We start from the raw sequence: 21,469 nt of genomic DNA, 5'->3' as shown, positions 1-21,469 counted from the left end.
AATGGTGGGCTATGAACCGCAACGTCGATTACTCCGCTCGCCCGAGCTACGAGGACTACATCCTCGGGCTCGACGGTGTTGACCTGCGTTTTCTTCTCAGTCGTACCTGTCCGGCGGCGGATAGCACCGCGGCGGGGCAAGAGGCCGTAGCGCTGCTGACCTCGGAAGAATCAGCGCGGATGGCCCTGTCGTTCGCGGACCCGGACGTGCTCGACGTGGCCCAGCTGGTCCATGTTTTCGAGGACTCTACGACGGTCGATGTCCTCGCCGAGGTCGCCTATTGGGCTTCCGATATGGACACCGCGGCGCACGACACTCCGGAGGGCGTGGATCGGAAGCGTCGGGCCGTCGGCAAGCGGGAGCTGGAGTCCCTGCTGAGGCGCGGGCAGCGCCAGGGAGTTGTGTGGGAGCAGCCGGAGGGCGTATGGAACGTGCCCGCGCATATTTCGGCGATTTTTCCGGCGGAGCCAACTCTCGACTTTTATGTGAGGGATTTCGCCCGAGCCCTCGACCCGGGGTTGTTGAAGCGGCGGATGGAAAGGCTGGGGCTTACCGACGCCGATGAGTCCTCGGATCTTACCGATGCGGAGCGGCAGGAGGTGACGCTGAAGGCTCTGCGGGACTACCTCTGCGACCCCGTCAAGGTGCGCGCGGTGGTGGCTACGGCTCCGGTGGATATCCGCAATCAGCTGCGTTGGCTTGCGTCGGATGAGAAGCAGATTGCGGAAAACGAGTGGTCGAGCCTCCGCGATGACGCGATTCGATGGGCGGAGGAGCGGCTGTTGGTTGCGCTGGTTCCCAACGAGCTGGCGGTGTCACTGCCGGAGGAAATCGCGGACAGCTTGCCGGGGCATTTCCTGCGCTTCGTCGCGCCGGCCGCACTGGCGCTGAAGAAGTCAGCGTGGTTTATCCGCCGCCAGCATCGGACCGAGCCGTACCCGAGCACCCTCGATCACAAGGAATTGACGGAGGCTTCGGCGGCCGCGGTGGCGTTCGCGTCGGCGTTTATGGATGCCGCAGGTAGCGACGATGGCCGGTTGAAAGACCCGCTGGATCTCTACGACCAGGTTAGTCTTTTTTGGATTCAGGACTTCGCGGCGTCGATTGGCGCGGACGCGTTTGCGGCGCCGTGGATTGTGGAGATGCTGGTCAACGCGGGGCTTGTGGAGCCGCGGAGCGGGCAGCCGACGTCGCGCGCACTGGAGCACTGGTACAACGCGGACGCGTCGACGCGTTGGGCGTATCTCGCGGCGGGCTTCCTCGCGGGCCGTGGCCCCTGGCGCGGGGAGTTCCCGTGGGTGAGTCCGGATGCGGACGAGTTCGCGCACGCCACCGTGGCCTACGGCTATCCGATGGCCGCCCGAGAGGTCGTTTCGTTGGCCGCGCAGCTGGAGGAAGACCAGAAGTTCTACGGCTGCTGCGTGGACAACACGCTTGCCTGGCACACTGAGAACCTGTGCCTGCGAAACGGCGCCGACGCCGACAGCATGGTCTCCTGGCTGCTGGAGCAGGCGGGCATTCTCGGAATCCTGTTCCAGGGGCACTCGTCCTGGCAGGCGATGGCGATTATGTACGCCCTGCACGATCTGTGGCTGTCTGATCAATATGTCGGCACGCAGCGTATGGCGGAGCTGATTGCGGAGTTCGCCGCGGGGCAGGTGCCCACGGCCGAGGCCGTCCAGATTTCGCGCCTGGTGGAGGATTCCGTCCCCAACGAGCGCCTCACCGCTTCTTTGGAGGGCGTGGCCAGCAACGCCGTGGCGATGGCTCTGGACTTCATCGGCGCCCGCGAGAAGTGCGGCGCCTCCTCGAGGTGGATTATCTCCGAGGAGAGCCTGCGTTGGGCCTGCCTTGCCGTCGACGGCGATGTCGACGCGCTGTTTTCGCAGCTGGGGCCGCTGCTCAACAGCTCGATGAAGCTGGTCATCTACGCTGAGCTGGTGCGCATCACCAAGACGGAGAAGCTAAACGAGATCTTCGAGCGCGAGCCCGCCCAGCCGACCGCTGATTCTCCGCTTGCCGACGCCCCGAACGCCCCCGCCTCTCCGGACAACCCCGGGGAAGGGCCGGACGACCCGGATGAACCGGAGCAGCTCTCGCTGTTCTAGGGACCTTGCAACGCTCTTAAAGTCTCGGCAATCGTGGCCTAGTCCAGCGTGATCTTTTCGCGGTCGGCGGCACGGCCGTGGCGGCGCAGGACCAGCTGCGAGACAATCAGGCCAGCGAATCCGAACGCCCAGATTCCGATGACGGCCCACCATGCTAGGCGAAAGTCCGCCCACTGGTAGGAAGTGCCGTGCGCGGAGTAGTCCAGCAGCAGGCCAATACCCTGGGAAGCGATCATCGTCGCGATGAATCCGCCCATGTTGGCCAGGCCCGTGCCAGTGGCCAGGACCTTGCGGTCGACGTGTTCTCGCACGGAGTCGAAGCCCAGGTTGGACATCGGTGCCAGTATGCCCATACCCACGTTGAGCAGGATGATTGCCCAGTATGGCGGCGCGGTTTCCGATGCCAGCAACACCGCCCAGATTGCCATGTCGGCGGCGGCGATAACCGCAATGAGGACGAAACGCGAGCGGCCGGCCCTCGCCGAGAGCACGCCCATAACCGGGCCCGCGACAATTACGGCGAGAGTATTGATAATCAGCACGACACTGGCCTGGGCGGGCTCCAGACCAAGCCCCAGGGTCATCAGTGGCATGCCCCATAGAAGCGTGAAGATGCACTGGTGCATCAGACCTGTCCAGTGCGTGAAGAAGCCCTGCCAGCACACCGGATGCGTCGTTACGATGCGCAGCGTCTCGCCGATGCCCAGCCTTGCTTCGGGCTGTGCATTCTTTTTCGCCTGCCGACGTTCACGCCGCGAGGGCCTGGCGCCGTCCGCGCCGGGGACGGCGGGCACGTCGTTAAGCGCGATCAGGCCGACCAGGGCGATGATGACGCCGCCGGTGGTCAGCGAGAGGAACGCGGGAACCCAGCCGGCGGCGTGGAGCATCGCGAGGAAGGGGACGGCGGAGATGAACTGGCCAAGCTGGCCCACACCGGCGGTGAGCTGAGTAAATAGTGGGGTCGCGCGGAGGGGGAACCAGGCGGGCAGCAGGCGCATCGCGCCGAGGAAAGCGGTGGCGTCTCCGGCGCCGATCAGTACACGCGCGGCAATGGCCAGCGGGTAGGAGGTCGTCAGTGCGAGGATTGCCTGGCCCAGCGCCATGATAAGTGCGCCGGCGACCATGGTCTTCTTCGCCCCGACGCGGTCGATGATGATTCCCGTCGGAATCTGTGCGAGGGCGTAAACGCCGACCTGGACGGCGGTGAAGACGGCCAGTTGGGAGGCGTTGATGTGGAAGCGGTCAAGGGCCTCGACGCCTGCGACGCCCAGGGAGGTACGGCCCGTGATCGCGACGATGTAGGTAATGAGCGCCACCAGCCAGATTCCAACCGCGCGTGCGGTGACATGCTCGCGGGGGTCCTTGTACCCGGGCGGGTAGGTCACAGCGTTGGTAGTGGTCTGGCCGGAAAAGTTGTCGTCGGGGCGCTGTGCAATCACTCGTTGCAGTGTAGTACTACACCCGGGGGTGGGGCGAAGCGGGGCTGTTACTTCTTCGCCAGTACCTCCTTGACGAAGTCAGCCACCACGGAACGGGAGATCTTGAAATCGATAACCGCGACTTTACGACGGTGACCGTCTGCTGAATCGCTGTGGGGGTCGTCGAGCCCCGCGTAGTAGTCGCGCAGAGCTTCGAGGTCGGCCTCGGTGCGGACTGTGAAACCCTCCGCGCCGAAGGCCCTCCCGAGGGCTGCGAAGTCACAGTCATCGATGACCATCGAGGAGGTGTCGAGGCCCGCCTTGGCGTACTGGTGCAGCTCGGCGCCGTAGGCTGCGTCGTTCATGAAAACGATGGCGCCGCGGTTTAAGCTCTCGATCGCCGAGCCGAGGTCGGCCAGGCCCATCATCCCGCCGCCGTCGCCGGCGACCAGGACGCAGTAGTCCTCGGGCTTGGCGGCTGCGAGCCCGACCAGGGAACCGAGCCCCATACCGATGGATTGAATCGCCGTGCCGACAATCACCTGGCTATCCGGCGAGGGAACGTCCAAGAATTTCGGTACCCAGCCCAAGAAGTGTCCTCCGTCGGTGCACACGGCACGTCGGGCGGGCAGCAGGCGATCTAGCTGTTGCAGGCACGCCCGGGGATCCAGGGCGCCATCGTCGCAGGTGATCGCGCCGACCAGCTCCTCGGCGGATGGCGCTGGAAGCCGGCCGAGCTGCTCGCGCCAAGAGCCTTCGCCGCGGGGCTTGGACTCCGGGGTGGCCTCGACGATTGACTCGCCGAGGATGCGGTCCAAAACCGGGAGGATTTCCTCGAGCTGCGAGAAGAGTCGAATGTCCGCGGCCTGGGACGCCGGGTGAGGCTCGTCGAGAATATGGATGACCGTCGCCTCCGGCGAGAACATGTTCCCGCCGCGACACTGAAACGCGTTGAGGCTTGCCCCTAGGACGACGACCACATCCGCCTGCCTAGCCAGGTCCACCTGCCAGCCGTGCGCGAAACCGCCCACTGTGCCGAGCTCCCACGGCCCTGGCACCACGTGCCTCGCCATCGCCGAGTGCATAAAAAGCGCACCGACGCGGTCACCGATAGAGCGCACGAGCCCCGCAGTGCCGGACATGCTCACCCCGCGCCCGGAGACAATCAGTGGCCGGCGGGCGGAGTGCAGCAGGCGGGCCACATCCTCCACCGTTGCGCCGGGAGAGTCCAACGCCGCGGAGTCGCTGGTCCGGAGCGGGCGCTGCAGCTGCGCCGAGGATGCCCCGTGGGCCCCGGTGGCGGTCTCCAAAAGATGAATATTCTTCGGCGTATTACCTCCGGCGACTAGCACCGCATCCTGGACATCGAATGGAATCTGCACCACCACCGGTTCGCGCAGGAACTCCGCGAGTTCGGCGGCGATACGCGCGTCGGCACGCGCGGACGAAGGCGAGGCGGTGAGGTAGCAGACCCCCAGCGCGTCGAGGAGCGCCGACTGGTCCAGGTCGAAGGGGCGGGGTGTGGCCGGGTGTGTGCCGGTGACAAAAATTAGCGGGATGCGCGCGGCCTTGGCCTCGGCGAGTGTGGTCAGCGCGTTGGTGAAGCCGGCGCCGCAAGTGGTCGTCGCGATGGCCATGCCCCCGCCCGCCCGGTAGAAGGCGTCCGCGGCTCCAACCGCGGCCGACTCGTGGCGCACCGAGGAGTACCCAAACCCGGACTCGGTCAGCGCCGAGATGAAGTGCGAGTTCGCATTACCAATCAGGCCGAAGCAGTGGCGGCAGAACGAGCGGAGCTCTTCGGCGATGGCAGTCGACACCGTAGCCGACACTTTCCCCGGGTTCCTTGGGGCCGGGGTAGGGGCGGGGACGGAAGTGAGGGAGGCGTCGACGCGTGCCGGTGAAGTGCTCATGGGGAGCCATTGTGCGCGATTTCGCCGCGTCCCGCGCGTCGAATGGCGAAAAAACGGGTGATTGCCCCAAGAAAAAAGGGCAGTATGAACGCACAGAAAAGGGGCGCCGCCGTGGAAAATGGCAGCGCCCCCGAAAAACTCGATCTCCCGGTCGAATCCCTATCGGCTGAGGCTGGCTTTAGGCCAGGTTGTCGTCGATAAACTGCTTGACGACGTCCGCATCGTTCGGTAGGTCCGTAACGCGGCGGGGAGCGTCGAGGATGGCCTCGAAACGCTCGGGGCAATCCGGCTCGCGGCCCGTGGCCTCCATGATCGTCTCAGAGAATTTCACCGGTAGGGCGGTCTCAAGACAGACAATCGGGGTGGCAACCAGCTCCTGGACGCCGCGGGCGACGTGGATGCCATCGGCCGTGTGCGGGTCGACCAGCACACCGAGGCGCTCCCAGCAATCCTTAATCGTCGCGATGCGGTTGGCGTGGGTGGAGCGGCCGGAGAGGAATCCGTACTTTGCGGAAGCATCTGCGAAGATGCGCTCGCCGGTCAGCGAGAATCCGCCCTCCTTGACCTTCTTGCCGAACAGCAGCGCGGTACGCTCCGCGTCGCGGCCGAGCAGATCGAAGATGAAGCGCTCGAAGTTCGAGGCACGCGAGATGTCCATCGACGGCGAGGATGTCGCCTGAGTCTCCGCGGAGGAGCGGACGCGGTATCCGCCGGTACGGAAGAACTCGTCGAGAACATCGTTTTCGTTCGTCGCAACGATAAGGCGGTCGATCGGAACGCCCATCTGGCGGGCAATGTGGCCAGCGCAGATGTCGCCGAAGTTGCCCGTCGGAACGCTGAAGCTGACCTTCTCTGCGTTGTTTGCCTTCGGCCCGTTGCCGCCAGTGACACGAATCCAGCAGGAGACGTAGTAGACAACCTGAGCCATCAGGCGCGCCCAGTTGATTGAGTTGACCGCACCGATGTGGCGGGAGGCCTTGTACTCGAGATCGCCGGAGACCGCCTTGACGATGTCCTGGCAGTCGTCGAAGACTCCGTCGAGGGCGACGTTGTGGATGTTGGCGTCCTGCAGACCGAACATCTGCGCCTGCTGGAACGCAGTCATGCGGCCCGCAGGGGTCAGCATGAACACGTTGATGCCCTCGCGACCGCGCATGGCGTACTCCGCGGAGGAACCAGTGTCGCCGGAGGTGGCGCCCAGAATATTCAGAGTTTCGCCGCGGCGGGCGAGCTCGTACTCAAAGAACTCGCCGAGCAGCTGCATCGCCATGTCTTTGAACGCGGCGGTGGGGCCCATCGACAGGTGTCCGATGTAGAGGCCGTCCTCCAGCTTCGTTACCGGCACGATGTCCTTGTCGGAGAACTTCGGGTAGGTGTACGCGCGATCGCAGATAGCCCGCAAATCCTTGGCAGGAATATCGTCCACGAAGAGGCCGATGACCTCGGCAGCCAGGGCCGCGTAGCCCTCGTCGGCAAGCACCGCGCGCCAGCGGGTCAGAGTGGCATCGTCTACCTGCGGGTACTCGATGGGAAGGTAGAGACCGCCGTCGTCTGCAAGCCCGCCGAGCAGGATGTCCGAGAACTTACTGGGAGTGCGCTCCGGGTCGCGAGTCGAAATAAAGTCCACAGCTGGCCCCTTACTTTGCGTGTCGTTGGATCGGTGAGTTAGTTAACTTCTGCTTCGAGCTCGGCAGAGCGGTCGACGATGGCGCCCTTTGCGAAGCGGTTGACGACCATAGCGATGGCACCGTCACCCGTAACGTTACAGGCTGTACCGAAGGAATCGATGGCGATGTAGGCAGCAATCATCAGAGCGACCTGCTCCTCGTTGAAGCCGAGCATGGAAGACAGCAGACCAACCGCGGCCATGATGGCGCCACCCGGCACGCCCGGGGCGGCAATCATGGTTACCCCCAGCATCAGGATGAAGCCGACAGCCATGCCGAAGGACACCGGCTGAGAGCTCATGTACATGATGGCGAACGCAAATAGCGAGATCTTCATCATCGAGCCGGCCAGGTGAATGGTCGCGCACAGCGGCACGGTGAAGCCGGCGACCTTCTCAGTGACACCGTTTTGCAGTGCGGACTTGTAGGTAACCGGGATGGTCGCGGCGGAGGAAGAAGTACCCAGTGCGGTCGCGTATGCAGGCATCATGTTCTTCAGGGAAGTCAGCGGGTTGCGGCCCGCGACGGCGCCAGCGATGGCAAACTGGATTGCCAGCAGCACGACGGTGCCGATAATTGCCAGGACCAGGACCTTGAAGAACATGGACAGGGTGGCAGTCAGGTTGCCGTTCATGCCCATGGCCAGGAACATGCCGAAGATGTAGATCGGCAGCAGCGGAATGATGAAAGAGGAGATGACCTTCATAATCACGTCGCGGAGCTGCTCGGAGGCGCGGTAGAGCGAATCGGACTTGACCGCGGTCATGGCCAGGCCGACGCAGAAGGCCAGCAGCAGGGCGGTCATAACCTCGAATGGCGGCGGCATCTCAACCGAGAAGAAGCCCTCAAGGGCGCCCTTCTCAATATCGACGGACTTTGCGGTCTGGTCGGATCCCAGCAGCCACGGGTACAAAGCCTGCGAAGCGCCGTAGGCGAGTAGGCCGGAGAAAATGGTCGAGCCGTAGGCGATACCGGTGGTGATTCCGAGCCATTTTCCGGCGCCCTTACCGAGGCTCGCAATAGCCGGGGTAATCAGGGCGAAGATCAGGACCGGGATGAAGAATCCCAGGAAGTTACCGAACAGGCCATTAAAAGTGACGAAGACCTTGGCCAGCCATTCTGGAAAGAAGAAGCTGCAGATGACACCGAGGATGATGGCGACAATCACGCGGAAGAGAAGCGACTGCGTAAATCGCGGAGTGGAACTCATGGAAAAATCCTTTTATCTAAGCAGGGGCAAACTTTTTTACGCTGCTGCCACTGAGCTGTGCTCGTCGAGAAGCGGATCTGGCTCGCGGGAGTTGCGGGTGGCGAAGTCGGCAATGTAGCCGATGACGACAGCAATCAGTGTCGGCAGGAACCAGCCAAACTGGACCGCGTGGCCCGGGACGAGGCTCAGGGCGTTCTCCACGGTGCTGCCGCCTACTCCGAGGCTGGACAGAACCGAGACCGCGGACCAGATGGTAGCCACCCAGATACCTAGGCGGAAAGTCCAGTGCAGGTTGAAGTTGCGGGCGATAACCGGCTCCAGCAGAGTCAGGAAGATCAGCGTGATTGCCGGCGGGTAGATGAACGTAATGATGGGCGCTGCAATAGCGAGAACCTGAGACAGGCCCTGGGTAGCCATGGCGAAGGACATAACGGTGAAAAGAACTGCCCAGGTCTTGTAGCTGACGCCCGGGATGAGCAAATTGAAAAACTCACTGGTCGCTGCAATCAGGCCGACCGCAGTGGTCATGCACGCGAGCAGAACGATTAGGCCGAAGACAATCTGGCCGACCTGGCCCATGGTCTGCTTCGAAACCTCGGCGAGAATTCCGGAGCCGTTTTCGAAGGTGTCCGCGCCGGGAAGAACCTGGCCTACGTAGCCCAGGCCCAGGTAGATAATCGCTAGCAGCACGCCGGCGATGCTGCCAGCAACGATGGTGCCGCGAATGGTCTTATTGCCCTCCGGGACACCGTTGAAGCGCAGCGCGGAGATAACGATGATGCCAAACGCCAGACCTGCGATGGAATCCATGGTCAGGTAGCCCTCGACCAGACCGGCGGCAAATGGTGCCGTCGAGTACTTCTCAATCGGTGCCATGTCGATGGGGGAGAACTTGGTGAAGGAGAACCCGACCAAGATGACCAGAAGAATCAGCAGCGCCGGGGTCAAAATCTTGCCCAGCTTCGAGACAATCTCATTCGGATTCCACGCCAGGAACAGGGCGATGCCGAAGAAGACGAAGTAAAAGCCCGCTGCTGCAGGCAGCGAACCCCAACCAAACAGGGGCTGAACGCCGGTTTCGTAAGAGACGGCACCAGTCCTCGGCAGCGCGTAGAAAGCGCCGATGGAAAGGTAAGCGATTACTGGGAAAGCCCAGGAAAAGAAACGGCCGCCGCGAAGAGCAAGGTCACGCATGTTGCGACCCGAAATTGCGATTGCGACGATAGCCAGCACCGGCAAAGCGACACCGGTGAGCAAAAAGCCGAGAATAGATGGGCCAAAATTGGTGCCCGAGTCGACGCCGAGCTTCGGTGGGAAAATCAAGTTTCCCGCGCCGAAGAACATCGAAAATAGCATTAGGGCAGTTACCACAATGATGGTGGTAAAGGACTTGGGGGACTCCACCCCACTCGCCTTGGACATGAGAATTGTGTTCTTTCTAAATGATTGATTCGCCCCTCAGGTTGGGGCGGTGCCGTCAAATACGCCCGGTAGATGAGGGGCGGAACAGCAGATTAAATTACATGTTCAAATTGGTGTTGATTTGTTGAGCGCGACCACGGGCTTTGTGGAGCAAATTATGTGAAACGCGCAAGTGGTCTTCGGACGGGGTGGTGTCCGTAAAAACTACCTATTTAGCCTAGTTGAGCAGCATACGAGAGTCGAAATAGGCCCCCTTCGAGCGATAGCGGAGGGAAAGAGCCGAAGGTATCTTTAAGAGACGGCCTTTAGACCGACGACACCACCGACAATCATGATCAGGAAAATAATCTTCGCGATCGAGACGGTCTCTGCGCCGGCCGCAAAGGAGTAAACAACAGCCAAACTGGCACCAACCCCGACCCACACCGCATATGACGTGCCGAGCGGTAGCGTTTTCATGGCCCAGGCTAGGCCTCCCATGGAGATAACAAGGGCCACGACGAAAACAAGTGAGGGCACCAGCCGAGTAAAACCCTGCGACTTATCCAGGGCAACGGCCCACACGGCTTCGAAAGCTCCGGAGGCAATCAAAACTAACCAGGCCACAACTTTGTCCTTTCAAGATTGTTGAGAACGGGTGCTAGGGCACAACCACTTGAGCACAGCCTCAGTCTAGAAATATTGAAAAGGCGCCGAGGTGAAAATCCTCGGCACCCTTGTCTTTATCTACCGCGCGGAGTTGCCACACCGGTAGCGCTCGGTATCGACGAGCGATCGAGACCGGAGGCTAGAGCAGATCCTTAATCTTCGGATTTGCCAGGTTCTCCACGGCCGCCCTCGCGTCTTCAGCCGTCGCAGCGTCGACGGCGTAAGCAGCCATCTGCTGGCACGTAGTGCGGTCGTGCATTCGCAGGGCTGCGCGGACCGCGGGGACCTTCTTCGTCGCCATCGACAAAGATCCCACACCGAGGCCAACGAGGACGAGCGCGAGCAGCGGGTCGCCACCAGCCTCACCACAGACGCTGATAGGCTTGCCCGTTGCGTCGCCGCCCTTACACGCTGACCTAATCATCTGCAGCACTGCCGGCTGCCACGGGGAGAGCAAATCGGACAGCGCGCCCTGCATTCGGTCGGCGGCCATCGTGTACTGCGACAGGTCGTTGGTGCCGATGGAGGCGAAGTCCACGATCGACAGCAGCTGCTTGGCCCTAATCGCGGCGGCCGGGACCTCAATCATGATGCCGACCGAAGGCAGCCCACGTTCCCGGGCCTTGTCAGCGAACCAGGTTGCTTCTTCCGTGGTCGCCACCATCGGAGCCATGACCCGCAGGTCAGCCTTGCGGCCGGTGGCCTCGAAGGCTGCGGCGAGGGCATCGAGCTGAGTATCCATCAGATCCTCCCGAGCCTGCGCCAGGCGCAAACCGCGACGTCCCAGCGCCGGGTTTTCCTCCTCGCCGAGGTCAGCGAAGCTAAGCGGTTTATCCGCCCCGGCGTCCAGAGTGCGCACGACTACGCGGCGCGTGCCGAAAGCCTCGAGCACACGGGTGTAGGTTTCCGTCTGCTCTTCGAGCGTCGGTGCGCTCTCGCGGTCGAGGAAGAGGAACTCGGTGCGGAACAGGCCTGTGCCCTCCACGTCCTTCTTGGCTGCGGCCTCGCCATCCTCGGCCGTGCCGATGTTCGCCAGCAACTTCACTGGGAAACCATCCGCCGTCTTGCCGGCACCGGTCGACTCCGCCAGTGCGGCAGCGCGACGCTTTGCACGCTCGTGCAGCTCCGCAATCTCTTCTTCGGTCGGGTGGACGATTACCTCGCCCGCGCCACCGTCAATTGCGACTGTGGTGCCAGCTTCAACGTCCATGATTCCGCTCGCCTTGACGACTGCCGGGATGCCGAGCTGTGCTGCCAAGATAGCAGTGTGGCTAGTCGGACCTCCACCCGCCGTGACGATTCCCACGACAAGTTCCGGGTCCAGGCCGACGGTTTCGGCCGGCGCCAGGTCGTCGGCAAGCAAAATGGAGGGGGAAGAGACGAAGGGGACACCGGGCTTGGGAAGCCCGCGGAGTTCGCAGATCGTGCGATCGCGGACGTCGTAGAGGTCGGTGACTCGCTCGGCCATATAGCCGCCCAAGCTGGCCAGCAGCTGGGCGTAGTCCTCGACGGCGTCGTGTACCGCGCGGGTGACGCCGGAGCCTTTCTTCAGCTTCTTGTCCACGGCCTTGGCCAGCGCGCGGTCGGAGGCGAGCTGAGCGGTGGCCTCAAGAATTGGACGGGCCTTGGCATTGGAGTGCTCGGCCTGGTCCTTCAAAGCGGAGGCAACGGCGGCCATGGCCTCGCGCACACGCTGGCCATCAGCGGCGGCGTCCGTACTGGCCGGCTCGGCTTCGTTCACACCTGGGGCGGGGAGGACCTTCACCACCTCTGCACTTGCGGTGCCAGTAGAGACTCCGATGCCGAAGACGACGGTGTGTTCTTCAAACACTGTTCTAGTTCTCCCTTGGGATCATCGCAGGCTAAGTGCTCGCGATTTTTGTCAGCGCTGTAAAACTTGGAAATGGCGCGGCTTACTCAGCGTCCAGGTCGCGCTCGAGCATCGCGGCGAGCTCGTCGAGAGCGCCGGCCGCGGCATCATCCTCGCAGCTGAGGGTGACAACATCGCCGTGCTTGGCGCCCAGGGTCATGACCTCCAGGATGGAGGCTGCGTCAGCCTCTTCGTCGTCGAGAGAGATCACAATGTCGTAGTCGTACTCGGCCGCGGCGGCGGTGAAGAGAGAGGCCGGGCGAGCGTGGAGGCCGACGGAGGAACCGATGGTGGCGGTGCGAGTAATCATGTGTGAATCCTTTCGATATGGCTTGGAATCAATGCCTGTACTACCCACCACACTAGGTGCACATGCGGACTTGCCGCCGCTGTCGGCGGCCGGACCCTGCTTTGCGGCGGTGGGGGATACAGCCATTCCCTGCACAATGCGGGACACGTGCAAGGTGAGATATGAAATTTCGTCCTCGGTCAACGAGGCCCCGAGCCGAAGCTCGATGACCGCTGCGATCCGCTGAGCGCACTGGTAGGCCTCGGGATCGCTGTCCCGAATCGCCTGCCCGATGGCCGAGTACTGCTCTTCCAGCTGCTCATGCTGCGCGATGCGTACGAACAGGTATCGCAGGTGAGTAATGAAGCGGCCGACGCTGACGGTCTCGGAGCTGAGCCGAATTCCGTAGTCGTTTTCAATCACTGCAATCAGCTGCTGCAAAACACCGGTCATGGTGTAGGTGAATGAAAGATCTCCCGTGGAAAAACCCGCATTGACCAGGTGCAGTGTCAGGGCGACCGCTTCAGCTTCAGGCAGCTCGACGATTTCGTGGCGACGCAGGTGGTCATTGACGAAAGCGAGCATGGCACGAGCCTGCCTGTATTCATCGCTATAGAGTTGGCTGACCTCCGCGAGAAGCGGGTACTCGACGGTCTGTCCCTTCGAGGCCCGCTGGATGGCAAAACCGATATGGTCGGCTAGCGCCATCAGGAGGGTGGGGCTTTGCGACGCCGCTTCGCTCAGACCCGCAGCGGCGACCGCGTCAGTCATTAACTTGATATGTGACAAAGGAATACCTGCGAGTAATTCGGCCAGGTGGTCCGGGTCGCGGCCGTCGGCCGGAACGAAAACCCGGACGACCTTTTTAGGGTCAATGGGCTGTCCCGGGCGGGCTTTGAAACCAATTCCTCGGCCGGTGACAATTTTTTCGCCAGCGAAGTCTTTGGCCAGAACCACGTTGTTGTTGAATACTCGCAGGATTTCCATAGCGGCGTTTACGCGGGGCTCCTAGTAGGTCTGGTTGTACGTGTCGCAGGGCAGCGACACGTAAACCCGATTATGGCCTAACTTCGATAACCGCGTCGCCGGCGCGGACCGTGGAGCCGATCTTCGGCTCGACGCTCGCCAACTTCTTGGTGTTGGTGACGGTCATGATGGTCGTGGTTGGGTAGCCGGCACCGACAATCTTGTCGAAGTCGACCTCAGCGAGGAGGTCACCGGCGTTAACACGTTGCTTCTTCTCGACCTTCACCTCGAAGCCCTCGCCGGCCATCTTCACGGTGTCGATGCCGACGTGTACCAGGACCTCGACGTCGTCGTCGGTCTTGATTCCGAAGGCGTGACCGGTCTTGGCTACCGTCATCAGGGTGCCGGACACAGGCGCGACGATGCGAGACTCGGTCGGCTTGATGCCGACGCCCTCGCCGAGGGCGCGGGAGGCGAAGACCTTGTCGCCGGCGGCGTCCAGGCTGATGACTTCGCCAGCAACCGGAGCGGCGACCTCAACCTTGGTGGCAACCGCAGTGGCCACACCCGCCGCGGAACCTGCGCCCGTGGTGGTGGCAGTGGCGGGAGCAACCGGGGAATCGTCGGCAAGCGGTGCTTCCTCGGCGGCCTCCGCGTCGGCGTCAGCCTGTGCGGCGGCGCGAGCGGCCTCGGCCTCAGCCTTCTCTTCTGGGGTGCGGTAGTCGGTGAGGATGATGGCGAACATCGCGACGAAGAACGCCACTGCGATGGAGATCAGGTAGACCCAGATCGGCTTGAATACGACGGTGGTGATCAAGGAGGTGAAGACGAATGCGTTGGTCTTCACACCGCCGTACGGAGCGGACAGGATTGCGATGGTCAGGCCGCCGGCGAAGCAGCCCAGCAGCATGCGCGGGTAGACCCTCTTGAAGCGCAGGTGGATACCGTAGAGGGAAGGCTCGGAGATGCCACCGAAGAGGCCGGCTGCCAGGGCGCCCGTCGCGGTCTGGCGCATCTGGACGTCGCGGTCACGCAGGGACAGAACCAGGACACCGGCGGTGGCGCCAAAGCAGGCGAAGTTCCATGCACCCATCGGGCCCTGGATGAAGTCGTAGCCCAGGGTCTGGATGTTGACCAGCATCAGGGCGTTGAGTGGCCAGTGCAGGCCCAGCGGAACCAGGAACGGGTAGAGCATCGGAATCAGGATTGCGAAGACGAACGGTGCGTTGGAGTTCATCCATGCCAGGCCGGAGCCGATACCGGTACCGAGCCAGACGCCCAGCGGGCCGACGATGAAAGCGGTCAGCGGGATCATGATTAGCATGGATATGAACGGCACGAAGACCATCTGCACATTCTCCGGGAAGATTTTCTTCAGACCGTGGTAGACCAGCGCCAGGATGGCGACCATAATCAGTGGGACGAAGACCTGTCCGCCGTAGTCGTTGTGCTGCATCGCGAAGCCGAATACGTTGGCGGTGAAGGACTCGGTGCCCAGCGTCTCGTTGACGGTCTTGACCGTGTCGGCGAAGCGATCGGTGTCCTTCAAGCTCATGAATTCGGGTGTCATCAGCGCACCCATGACGGCGGCGCCCAGCCACGGGTCGACGCGCAGCTTCTTTGCTGCGTTGTAGGCGACCATGATCGGCAGGAAGTAGAAGACACTGCGCCACATTGCATCGACGAAGACCCAGGTGGCGGACTTGTCGTCGGCGCGGAAGTCGACGATCTTCAGGCCGTCGAGGACCGCCGCGATGGCGATGATGAGGGATGCGCCCAGCAGCACGCCCAGAATCGGGCGGAAGGAGTCCGACAGGTACTCGAAGAAATTATCCAGCCACGAGTACTTGCCGCGCGCCTTCGAGCGGGCCTCGGCCTTGACGTCCGCGTTGGACTTGGTGGCAACGCCCGCGCCCTGCATCTCGGGCAGGTGCTTGATTGCGGTGTACATCGACTCGACGCCACCGCCGCAGATCACCTGGTAGCGGTTATCGCCCTGGTGAACGACACCCAGCACGCCGGGAACCTTGTCAATCTTGTCTTCGTTGATCTTGGCTACGTCCCCCAACTCGAAGCGCAGGCGGGTGGCGCAGTGAGTCAGGCTGGAGATGTTCTCCGGACCGCCGAGGTTTTCAATAATTGCCCTCGCGCTGGAATCTTTTGATGATCCCATCGTGTCCTTCTTTCGCAGTAGGTAGAGCCGCTGGTCGAGTGAGGCCGGAAAAACAAAAAAGACCCGAGGGCACCGCAAAACTGCAGTGGCCTCAGGTCTTGCCTCATACGAGTAACAACCCTGGGTTGATATCTGTTAGTGCCAGCTTAACGCTGGGTGATAAAACCCGACAAGGAAACATGTGAGTGGAATTAATCACATTTCTTCGTCGATTGTCGCGACCACCAAGCACTCGTCGCCCAGCTGGTCGAGGAAGCGTTGGCACCTTCCGTCGATTGTGACCATGCCCTCGGGTAGCTCGCTCGGCGCGTGTCCCACCACAACGAAGTCGGCATCGTGCCAGGGGCGAGTCTTTTCCATGAACGAACTTTCTTCGCTCGCCCACGAGTCCAAGAAGGCTTCCGCCTCCTCGCGGCCGCCATTGACTCCCAGTTCGACGTCCCACTCAACACCTCTGGCCTTAGCTTTCGCAAGATCGGATTGGACGAAGACCGTGGCGTCGTAAAGCGGGGTGAGGGAGGGGGCGGATGCAGCCGCTGCCATCGACGGCGATTACGCGTGGGCGCCTATCCGAGGTCTCGGAAAGAGCGAGGATCTCAGCGAACTAGGCGCCGAAGGATACCAGTTCGTAGTAGGGAAAGATAGGTTCTCCGGGGCCAGCTGTGAATTCATTTCCCGGGTTGTGAATGGAAGTCATGAATCCGCAAATGTCACTTCGGCACCGACGTAACATGGCGACCATGAGAATCGGAATTATCGGGGCGGGCGCCGTCGGAGGTTGGTTCGGCGGGCGACTGGCACAGGCAGGCTCTGACGTGGTCTTTCTCGCTAGGGGTGAGACCTTGCGCAGGCTCCGCGAGGTTGGGCTTACCCTCACCGACGAGCACGGCCGCCGTGAGGTCATCCCCGTGCGCGCCGCCGAAACCTGGGAAGAGCTTGCCGACGACGCCGCCATCGACGTCGTTATCGCTGCGACGAAGGCTCTGCCAGGTGCCGACCCGTTCCCGTCAGTGCCGGACGGGGCCGCGCTTATCACGACCCACAACTCCGTGGAGATCCCGTACCTGGCCGCCGAGCGCTACGGACGGGACAACGTCTACCCGGGCATCATCCGCGGCTTCTTCATCCATACGGGGCCCGCGGAGGTGGAGTTCCGCCCTGGGCCGAAAAGCCTCAATATCGGCACTTTCGATGGCCGCCCGAGCAGGATCGTCGATGACATGATTGACGCCCTAGGCCGCGCAGGCCTGGGCGGAGAGCACCTGCCGGACATCTGGGTGGACGTGTGGACCAAGGCCATGTTCGTGGCAAATTTCGGAGCTCTCGGGGTGCTTGCGGACAGCCCAATTGGCTATCTGAGGGAACAGATGCGCAGCAGCTTGACCCGAATGTTCGAGGAGACCGCGGCAGTCGCCCGAGCCCACGGTGTCGCGTTGCCGGAGGACATTGTCGAGCAGACCTTGGCGTTTACAGATGCGCAAGGCCCGGATAACACATCGTCGATGCAGCGGGATTTTGCGGCGGGCCTGACCAATGAACTCGATGCTCAGATTGGTGCGATCCGCCGCATGGGGCAGGCAGTCGGTGTGGAAACTCCGATGTTGGACCTGGTTCACCTGGCGCTGGAGGGAAGATCCAGTCGGCGCTAGGCAGCTTGGAAGCAATCGCGGAATTGAATGAAAAATGGGGGATAGCATGGCAATTTCAGATCAACGAGGACTCATCGTAGGTGAGGACGGACTCGCGCGCCCGGAGTGGGCAGCTCACGACGGTCTGCTCCGCGAGTATTACGACACCGAATGGGGGATGCCCGTCCGAGACGAACAGGGGCTGTTCGAGCGGCTTAGCTTGGAAGGATTCCAGGCTGGTTTGTCATGGGCGACCGTGCTTCGCAAGCGCCCGGCGTTTCGACAAGCCTTTGCCGGCTTTGACCCGGATACAGTCGCTGCGTTCGGCCAGCCCGAAGTGGAACGATTGATGGGCAACGCCGAAATCATCCGAAATCGCCGCAAAATAGAGTCGGTCATCAATAACGCACGCGCGACCGTTGAGCTGCGAGGCAGCGGTGGGCTGGCCGAGCTGATTTGGTCGTATCGGCCGGAGCGAACTCCGGAGCCAAAATGCGTCGACGAGGTGCCCAGTACGTCGGAGGAGTCAGAGGCACTGGCGAAGGCGCTTAAGAAGGCCGGGTTCACGTTCGTCGGCCCAACGACCGTATTTGCCCTGATGGAGGCAGTCGGAATCGTCGACACCAACATCATCGGTGCGCACCGTCGTGGGGCATCCGGAATCTGGGACTAGGACAACGTCGTCCTAGGCGAAGAGGTTCGGCGAAAACACCCTTGAGAAGTCGGGGGCATCGCCGCCCAGGATATGCGCGTCGAGGCGTTTGACGAGGTCGCTCGGGTGCTTGACGTTTTCGTTGACCTTGCCCGCGTTTAGCTTCGTGACAAGATTTTCGTTCTCGGACTTCTGGAGGCTTCGGACTAGTCCCGCGTCGATCGGAAATTCCGGCACGGGAAGAGCCTTGAATGTCGCTACCGTCAACGTTATGCCGCCGTCCATGCAGCGCCACCACCAGTACAGCAGCGATGAATTGAGCAAAAGATACGCGCGAAGATAGGACTGCTCGTCTTTGAAATAGATGACGTGCTTACTAGCCCGCTCGAGCCCGCGCATAGTCGCGGATGTGAAATAACGTGGAGTCGATGCAATCTCCAGCTTGAAAGGCGTAGGGTGGCGGGAGCGCAGATCGGCGAGTGTGGTGGGCAGGGCGACCAGAGCGTCGTAAAGCGAGGCGGTTTCAGGCATGACCTTCATCCACTCGCCGCCTGGGCCGAGCCTCAGCGGGGTGAGCAGGCTGCTGGCGCGGGCGAACAGTTCGCTGCGGTGGGTGCTCTTCCACCGGAGAATGGGGGTGATAAGCCAACCGACGCGGGATATGGAGGAGGCGCGGCTGGCCCTGTTGGAGCCGCTTGCAAAGGGGGCGGACTTCTGAGTGACGGTGACGGTTGCACGCACAAAATTCGTATTTGATGTGTTGGTCGAACCGAATTTGAATCCGCGGAAAATTGTGTCGGGTACGTTGTCGAATACGAATACCTCGCCGTGTCCGTAAGTCTCGCGGAGAAGAATACGCAGGGCGGAGTACTTTCGAGCGGTCAAAAACGATCCGGGAGTAATCGCGATGAAACCGTCGGTGTTTTCGGAAAGACGCTCGAGGAAGTACGCGTAGGAGTCGGCGGACTTGTAGGTGCGGAAGGACAAGTCCTTGTCGCATTTGGCGTAAGGGGGGTTGACTATCGCAAAATCGACATCGAGTTCGTGGGCGAGATCGAGAAAGTTTCCGACGCGGCTGCGCTGCCATAGTGCGGTGACGGCGGCTGAGTCGCCTGCCGCACTGAACTCGGCAGCGAGGACACACACAGCAGTGGTGAGGGCCGTCTGATCCTTGTCGACCAGTGTGAGTCGCTCATGCAGCAGCGAATCTGAATCCGGCACAGCAGCGCAGAGATGCCAGGCCAGGTTGCCAACGCCGCAGCAGGGGTCGAGCCATCGAGATGCTCTGGGGAAATTCCGTGCCTGCGAGGCCATGAAGGTTGCGGCATCGTCCGGGGTGAAGTACTGGCCGTTGGAGCGGCGAGAGGTCGGATCGGTGGTGGCGAGCAGGGCCTCGTAGACCATGCCAATTTCGGCAATCCCAAGAAGCTCGAGGGGATTCCCCGGAAGGGGAGTGGAACCGGTTACTGCCCTGAAAGCGCCTCCGAGATCCGGGCGTTTGGCCTCGCAGAGCGATGTCACGGCGCGCAGCCAAATCTCGGCGGCGCTGGTTTCCTCCTCGGCAGCGTTGACGGCGAGAAGAGAGACGATTCTGCTGACCCTTGACGGCTTAAAAGACGACCTGGCCAACAGTTTTCCTTCGATTTCCTAGGCTAGTTTCCTCGACTAGCTGGCCTGGCCAGTTCGCGTATACCTGCGCTGGCCCCCGGGCCAGGCAATCGGGGCGCCATCGTCCAAGGTTACCTTGCCGCTGACTGCACTACGGACTTGACGCGGAAAAAGACTTGGGGTGAAAACGCAAAAGCGCGCAGGACCGGGGCTCGGTCGTGCGCGCTTGGGATTGGCTAGCCGGTGGGCTAGCGAAAAGGCAACCTACTGGTTGTTGTAGGAGTCGGAGTACTCCTGGCCGTCCTCAGAGGTCCACTTCATGGTGTCCTTGGTGAAGGTCTGCTCCCAGCCGTTTTCAATTGCCTGCTCCGGAGCGGTGGGCAGGCCAATCTTGTTTTCCAGACCGCCGCCGTTGACCCAGGTCTCACGAATCTTGCCGATCAGCGGCTGTGCGCCGTTGGTCTCGGGGGACTCGACGAAAGTAACGTTTTCGTACTCAGCTGCGACTGCGTCGCCGACCTTCTTGGCCGCCACGAAGGCGCCGGCGTCGGTGCCATCGGCTGCGGTGAAGGAACCTGCCGCGTCCGAAATGGTGGACGGGACATCGGCCTCTGCGACATCCTCGCCAGCGCTGTCGCCCAGGCCCAGGCCGACCTTGCCCATGGCATCCTTGGCGCCATTCATTGCCTCGCCAGCCTTGTCCTTCGCGCCATTCATTGCCTCGCCAGCCTTGTCTCCTGCCTGTCCCGCCTTGTCCTTGGCATCAGTAGCAACCTGGCCGGCCTGATCCTTGGCGTTCTGAACGTCGTCGGAGGAACATGCTGCGAGGCCACCCAGCAGGGCGACGGAGCCAACGATTGCGGTTGCTACACGGGTCATCTTCTTGTTCTGCACTCTAAAAATCTTTCTGGTGAGAATCGCTCTAAAGCATTAATGGGTTGCTTTGTAGCACTTTGTTGTCGCTTCACAGAGTAGGAAAATTCACCGCTGACGCAAGTTCAGTTTAGTGATTCAGATGCAAAAACCGAGGAATTGTTACTCTTTTTGACCTGCGATTTTGTGAATAAGTCCAGGTCGCTTTTGCATAAATCACGAATGTGTATCTTTTCGATTACTTATGATTTTTTGGTCATTTGGATTGTCGTCGAGCGCGTAATCCGCATTGGGAATTAAGAACCAGGCGAGTAAGTAGATTGCGATAAAACCGGCGCCAATCTCCCATCGCATCATTGAGGCGAGAAAGGGGAGAACCACGAAAGTGGTACGGGTGAATCCGACGTTCCACCCCTGGTTCTCCGCGAGCCCGGCGAGTACTCCAGCGATCATTCGATTGTTGCGGGAGCGGAGCAGCTTTCCCTCGTTTCTGTATTCGGCACTCTTGTCGCTCATTCGGGTAAATCTCTTCCTTTAACTTTTTGCGGTCAGGTCCTGTGTTGGACTGTTCTGGCGGGGGGGGGTGCTTCTACTTGTGGGGCAGGAGGCGCACTCTTTTCCTTGTTTTCCTTGCGGGAGTGGAGCGCCGGCTTAGGATTTCCAGATTTTCCATCCAGCCGCGATTAGCGGCAGCTGGAGGGGTAGGCGGCCGTAGCTGATTGCCTGCATGTACCACGGCTTTTTTCGCCACAGGTAGGTCATGTAGATGTTTCCAGGCCACACGGCGCTCATGAGCGCTGCGGTTGCGAGTCCGCCAGCTCGTCGCGTCCGCGGGTTTGCAAGGAGCGCGGCCGTTGCTAATTCCGCTACGCCGCTGCCGTAGGTCCACTGCCTTGCGGTTCCCGGCAGCCGGGGAGGGATTAGGGTGTCGAAGGGTTCCGGCTTGGCAAAGTGTAGAACTCCGGCTCCTGTAAAGAGTGCGATTAGACGGTGGTGGGGTTTGAGCATGTCGCTCACCTTACGCCCG

The 21,469-nt window shown here is 61.6% G+C and carries 17 protein-coding genes and 1 pseudogene; 3 read left to right on the top strand and 15 right to left on the bottom strand.

The genetic code is table 11. The annotated features are described in order from the left end of the window. The first annotated feature begins 11 nt into the window (after positions 1-11). Positions 12-2,108: a hypothetical protein gene (locus CLAC_RS08080; protein WP_053412474.1), complete on the top strand. Its 2,097-nt coding sequence runs from the start codon at positions 12-14 to the stop codon at positions 2,106-2,108. A gap of 38 nt (positions 2,109-2,146) precedes the next feature. Here CLAC_RS08080 and CLAC_RS08075 read toward each other — a convergent pair whose 3' ends face one another. The 11 genes and pseudogenes from CLAC_RS08075 to CLAC_RS08030 form a co-directional block, all read right to left on the bottom strand. After that, positions 2,147-3,547, bottom strand: a complete 1,401-nt coding sequence (locus CLAC_RS08075; RefSeq protein WP_082313257.1) for an MFS transporter — start codon at positions 3,545-3,547, stop codon at positions 2,147-2,149. A 47-nt stretch (positions 3,548-3,594) separates the two neighbouring features. Continuing rightward, on the bottom strand, positions 3,595-5,436 hold the full coding sequence (locus CLAC_RS08070; protein WP_053412473.1) for a thiamine pyrophosphate-binding protein: 1,842 nt from the start codon (positions 5,434-5,436) through the stop codon (positions 3,595-3,597). A gap of 178 nt (positions 5,437-5,614) precedes the next feature. Further along, positions 5,615-7,063: a threonine synthase gene (gene thrC / locus CLAC_RS08065; protein ID WP_053412472.1), complete on the bottom strand. Its 1,449-nt coding sequence runs from the start codon at positions 7,061-7,063 to the stop codon at positions 5,615-5,617. Positions 7,064-7,101: 38 nt separating this feature from the next. After that, the gene (locus tag CLAC_RS08060; RefSeq protein ID WP_053412471.1) at positions 7,102-8,313 is read right to left on the bottom strand and encodes a dicarboxylate/amino acid:cation symporter; all 1,212 of its coding nucleotides are present in this window, start codon (positions 8,311-8,313) and stop codon (positions 7,102-7,104) included. A gap of 36 nt (positions 8,314-8,349) precedes the next feature. Continuing rightward, positions 8,350-9,735 carry a branched-chain amino acid transport system II carrier protein gene (brnQ, locus tag CLAC_RS08055; protein WP_053412470.1) on the bottom strand — a complete coding sequence of 462 codons (1,386 nt, stop codon included), beginning with the start codon at positions 9,733-9,735 and terminating at the stop codon, positions 8,350-8,352. Between the two features lie 291 nt (positions 9,736-10,026). After that, complete coding sequence (locus tag CLAC_RS08050; RefSeq protein ID WP_053412469.1) at positions 10,027-10,341, bottom strand: DMT family transporter; 315 nt, start codon at positions 10,339-10,341, stop codon at positions 10,027-10,029. 181 nt (positions 10,342-10,522) lie between these two features. Then, the gene (gene ptsP / locus CLAC_RS08045; protein WP_053412468.1) at positions 10,523-12,214 is read right to left on the bottom strand and encodes a phosphoenolpyruvate--protein phosphotransferase; all 1,692 of its coding nucleotides are present in this window, start codon (positions 12,212-12,214) and stop codon (positions 10,523-10,525) included. A gap of 82 nt (positions 12,215-12,296) precedes the next feature. Then, positions 12,297-12,563 (bottom strand): HPr family phosphocarrier protein, encoded by a 267-nt coding sequence (locus tag CLAC_RS12965; protein WP_245622031.1) that lies wholly within the window; start codon positions 12,561-12,563, stop codon positions 12,297-12,299. Positions 12,564-12,698: 135 nt separating this feature from the next. After that, a pseudogene (locus CLAC_RS08040) lies at positions 12,699-13,529 on the bottom strand (PRD domain-containing protein); the annotation flags it as partial. Between the two features lie 70 nt (positions 13,530-13,599). Further along, entirely contained in the window at positions 13,600-15,681 is a 2,082-nt protein-coding gene (locus tag CLAC_RS08035) for a glucose PTS transporter subunit IIA (protein ID WP_053412466.1), read from the bottom strand. A gap of 195 nt (positions 15,682-15,876) precedes the next feature. Then, positions 15,877-16,224, bottom strand: coding sequence for a hypothetical protein (locus CLAC_RS08030; RefSeq protein ID WP_053412465.1), 348 nt, complete (start codon positions 16,222-16,224; stop codon positions 15,877-15,879). A gap of 197 nt (positions 16,225-16,421) precedes the next feature. On the opposite strand from CLAC_RS08030, the gene CLAC_RS08025 reads away from it, so the two are divergent. Continuing rightward, on the top strand, positions 16,422-17,330 hold the full coding sequence (locus CLAC_RS08025; protein ID WP_053413358.1) for a 2-dehydropantoate 2-reductase: 909 nt from the start codon (positions 16,422-16,424) through the stop codon (positions 17,328-17,330). 46 nt (positions 17,331-17,376) lie between these two features. After that, entirely contained in the window at positions 17,377-17,982 is a 606-nt protein-coding gene (locus CLAC_RS08020) for a DNA-3-methyladenine glycosylase I (RefSeq protein ID WP_211255350.1), read from the top strand. A 12-nt stretch (positions 17,983-17,994) separates the two neighbouring features. Here the strand turns inward: CLAC_RS08020 and CLAC_RS08015 are convergent, their stop codons facing one another. The 4 genes from CLAC_RS08015 to CLAC_RS08000 form a co-directional block, all read right to left on the bottom strand. After that, entirely contained in the window at positions 17,995-19,590 is a 1,596-nt protein-coding gene (locus CLAC_RS08015; RefSeq protein ID WP_053412463.1) for an N-6 DNA methylase, read from the bottom strand. 243 nt (positions 19,591-19,833) lie between these two features. Then, positions 19,834-20,463 carry an LGFP repeat-containing protein gene (locus CLAC_RS08010; RefSeq protein WP_053412462.1) on the bottom strand — a complete coding sequence of 210 codons (630 nt, stop codon included), beginning with the start codon at positions 20,461-20,463 and terminating at the stop codon, positions 19,834-19,836. A 195-nt stretch (positions 20,464-20,658) separates the two neighbouring features. Continuing rightward, positions 20,659-20,958 carry a PspC domain-containing protein gene (locus CLAC_RS08005; protein ID WP_053412461.1) on the bottom strand — a complete coding sequence of 100 codons (300 nt, stop codon included), beginning with the start codon at positions 20,956-20,958 and terminating at the stop codon, positions 20,659-20,661. Positions 20,959-21,093: 135 nt separating this feature from the next. Continuing rightward, positions 21,094-21,450, bottom strand: coding sequence for a DoxX family protein (locus CLAC_RS08000; protein WP_053412460.1), 357 nt, complete (start codon positions 21,448-21,450; stop codon positions 21,094-21,096). Positions 21,451-21,469: the final 19 nt, after the last annotated feature.

It is taken from the genome of Corynebacterium lactis RW2-5, assembly GCF_001274895.1.
Taxonomy (GTDB): domain Bacteria; phylum Actinomycetota; class Actinomycetes; order Mycobacteriales; family Mycobacteriaceae; genus Corynebacterium; species Corynebacterium lactis.
The sequence above is the reverse complement of the archived record's forward strand: the minus strand, read 5'-3'. Positions and strand labels throughout refer to the sequence as shown.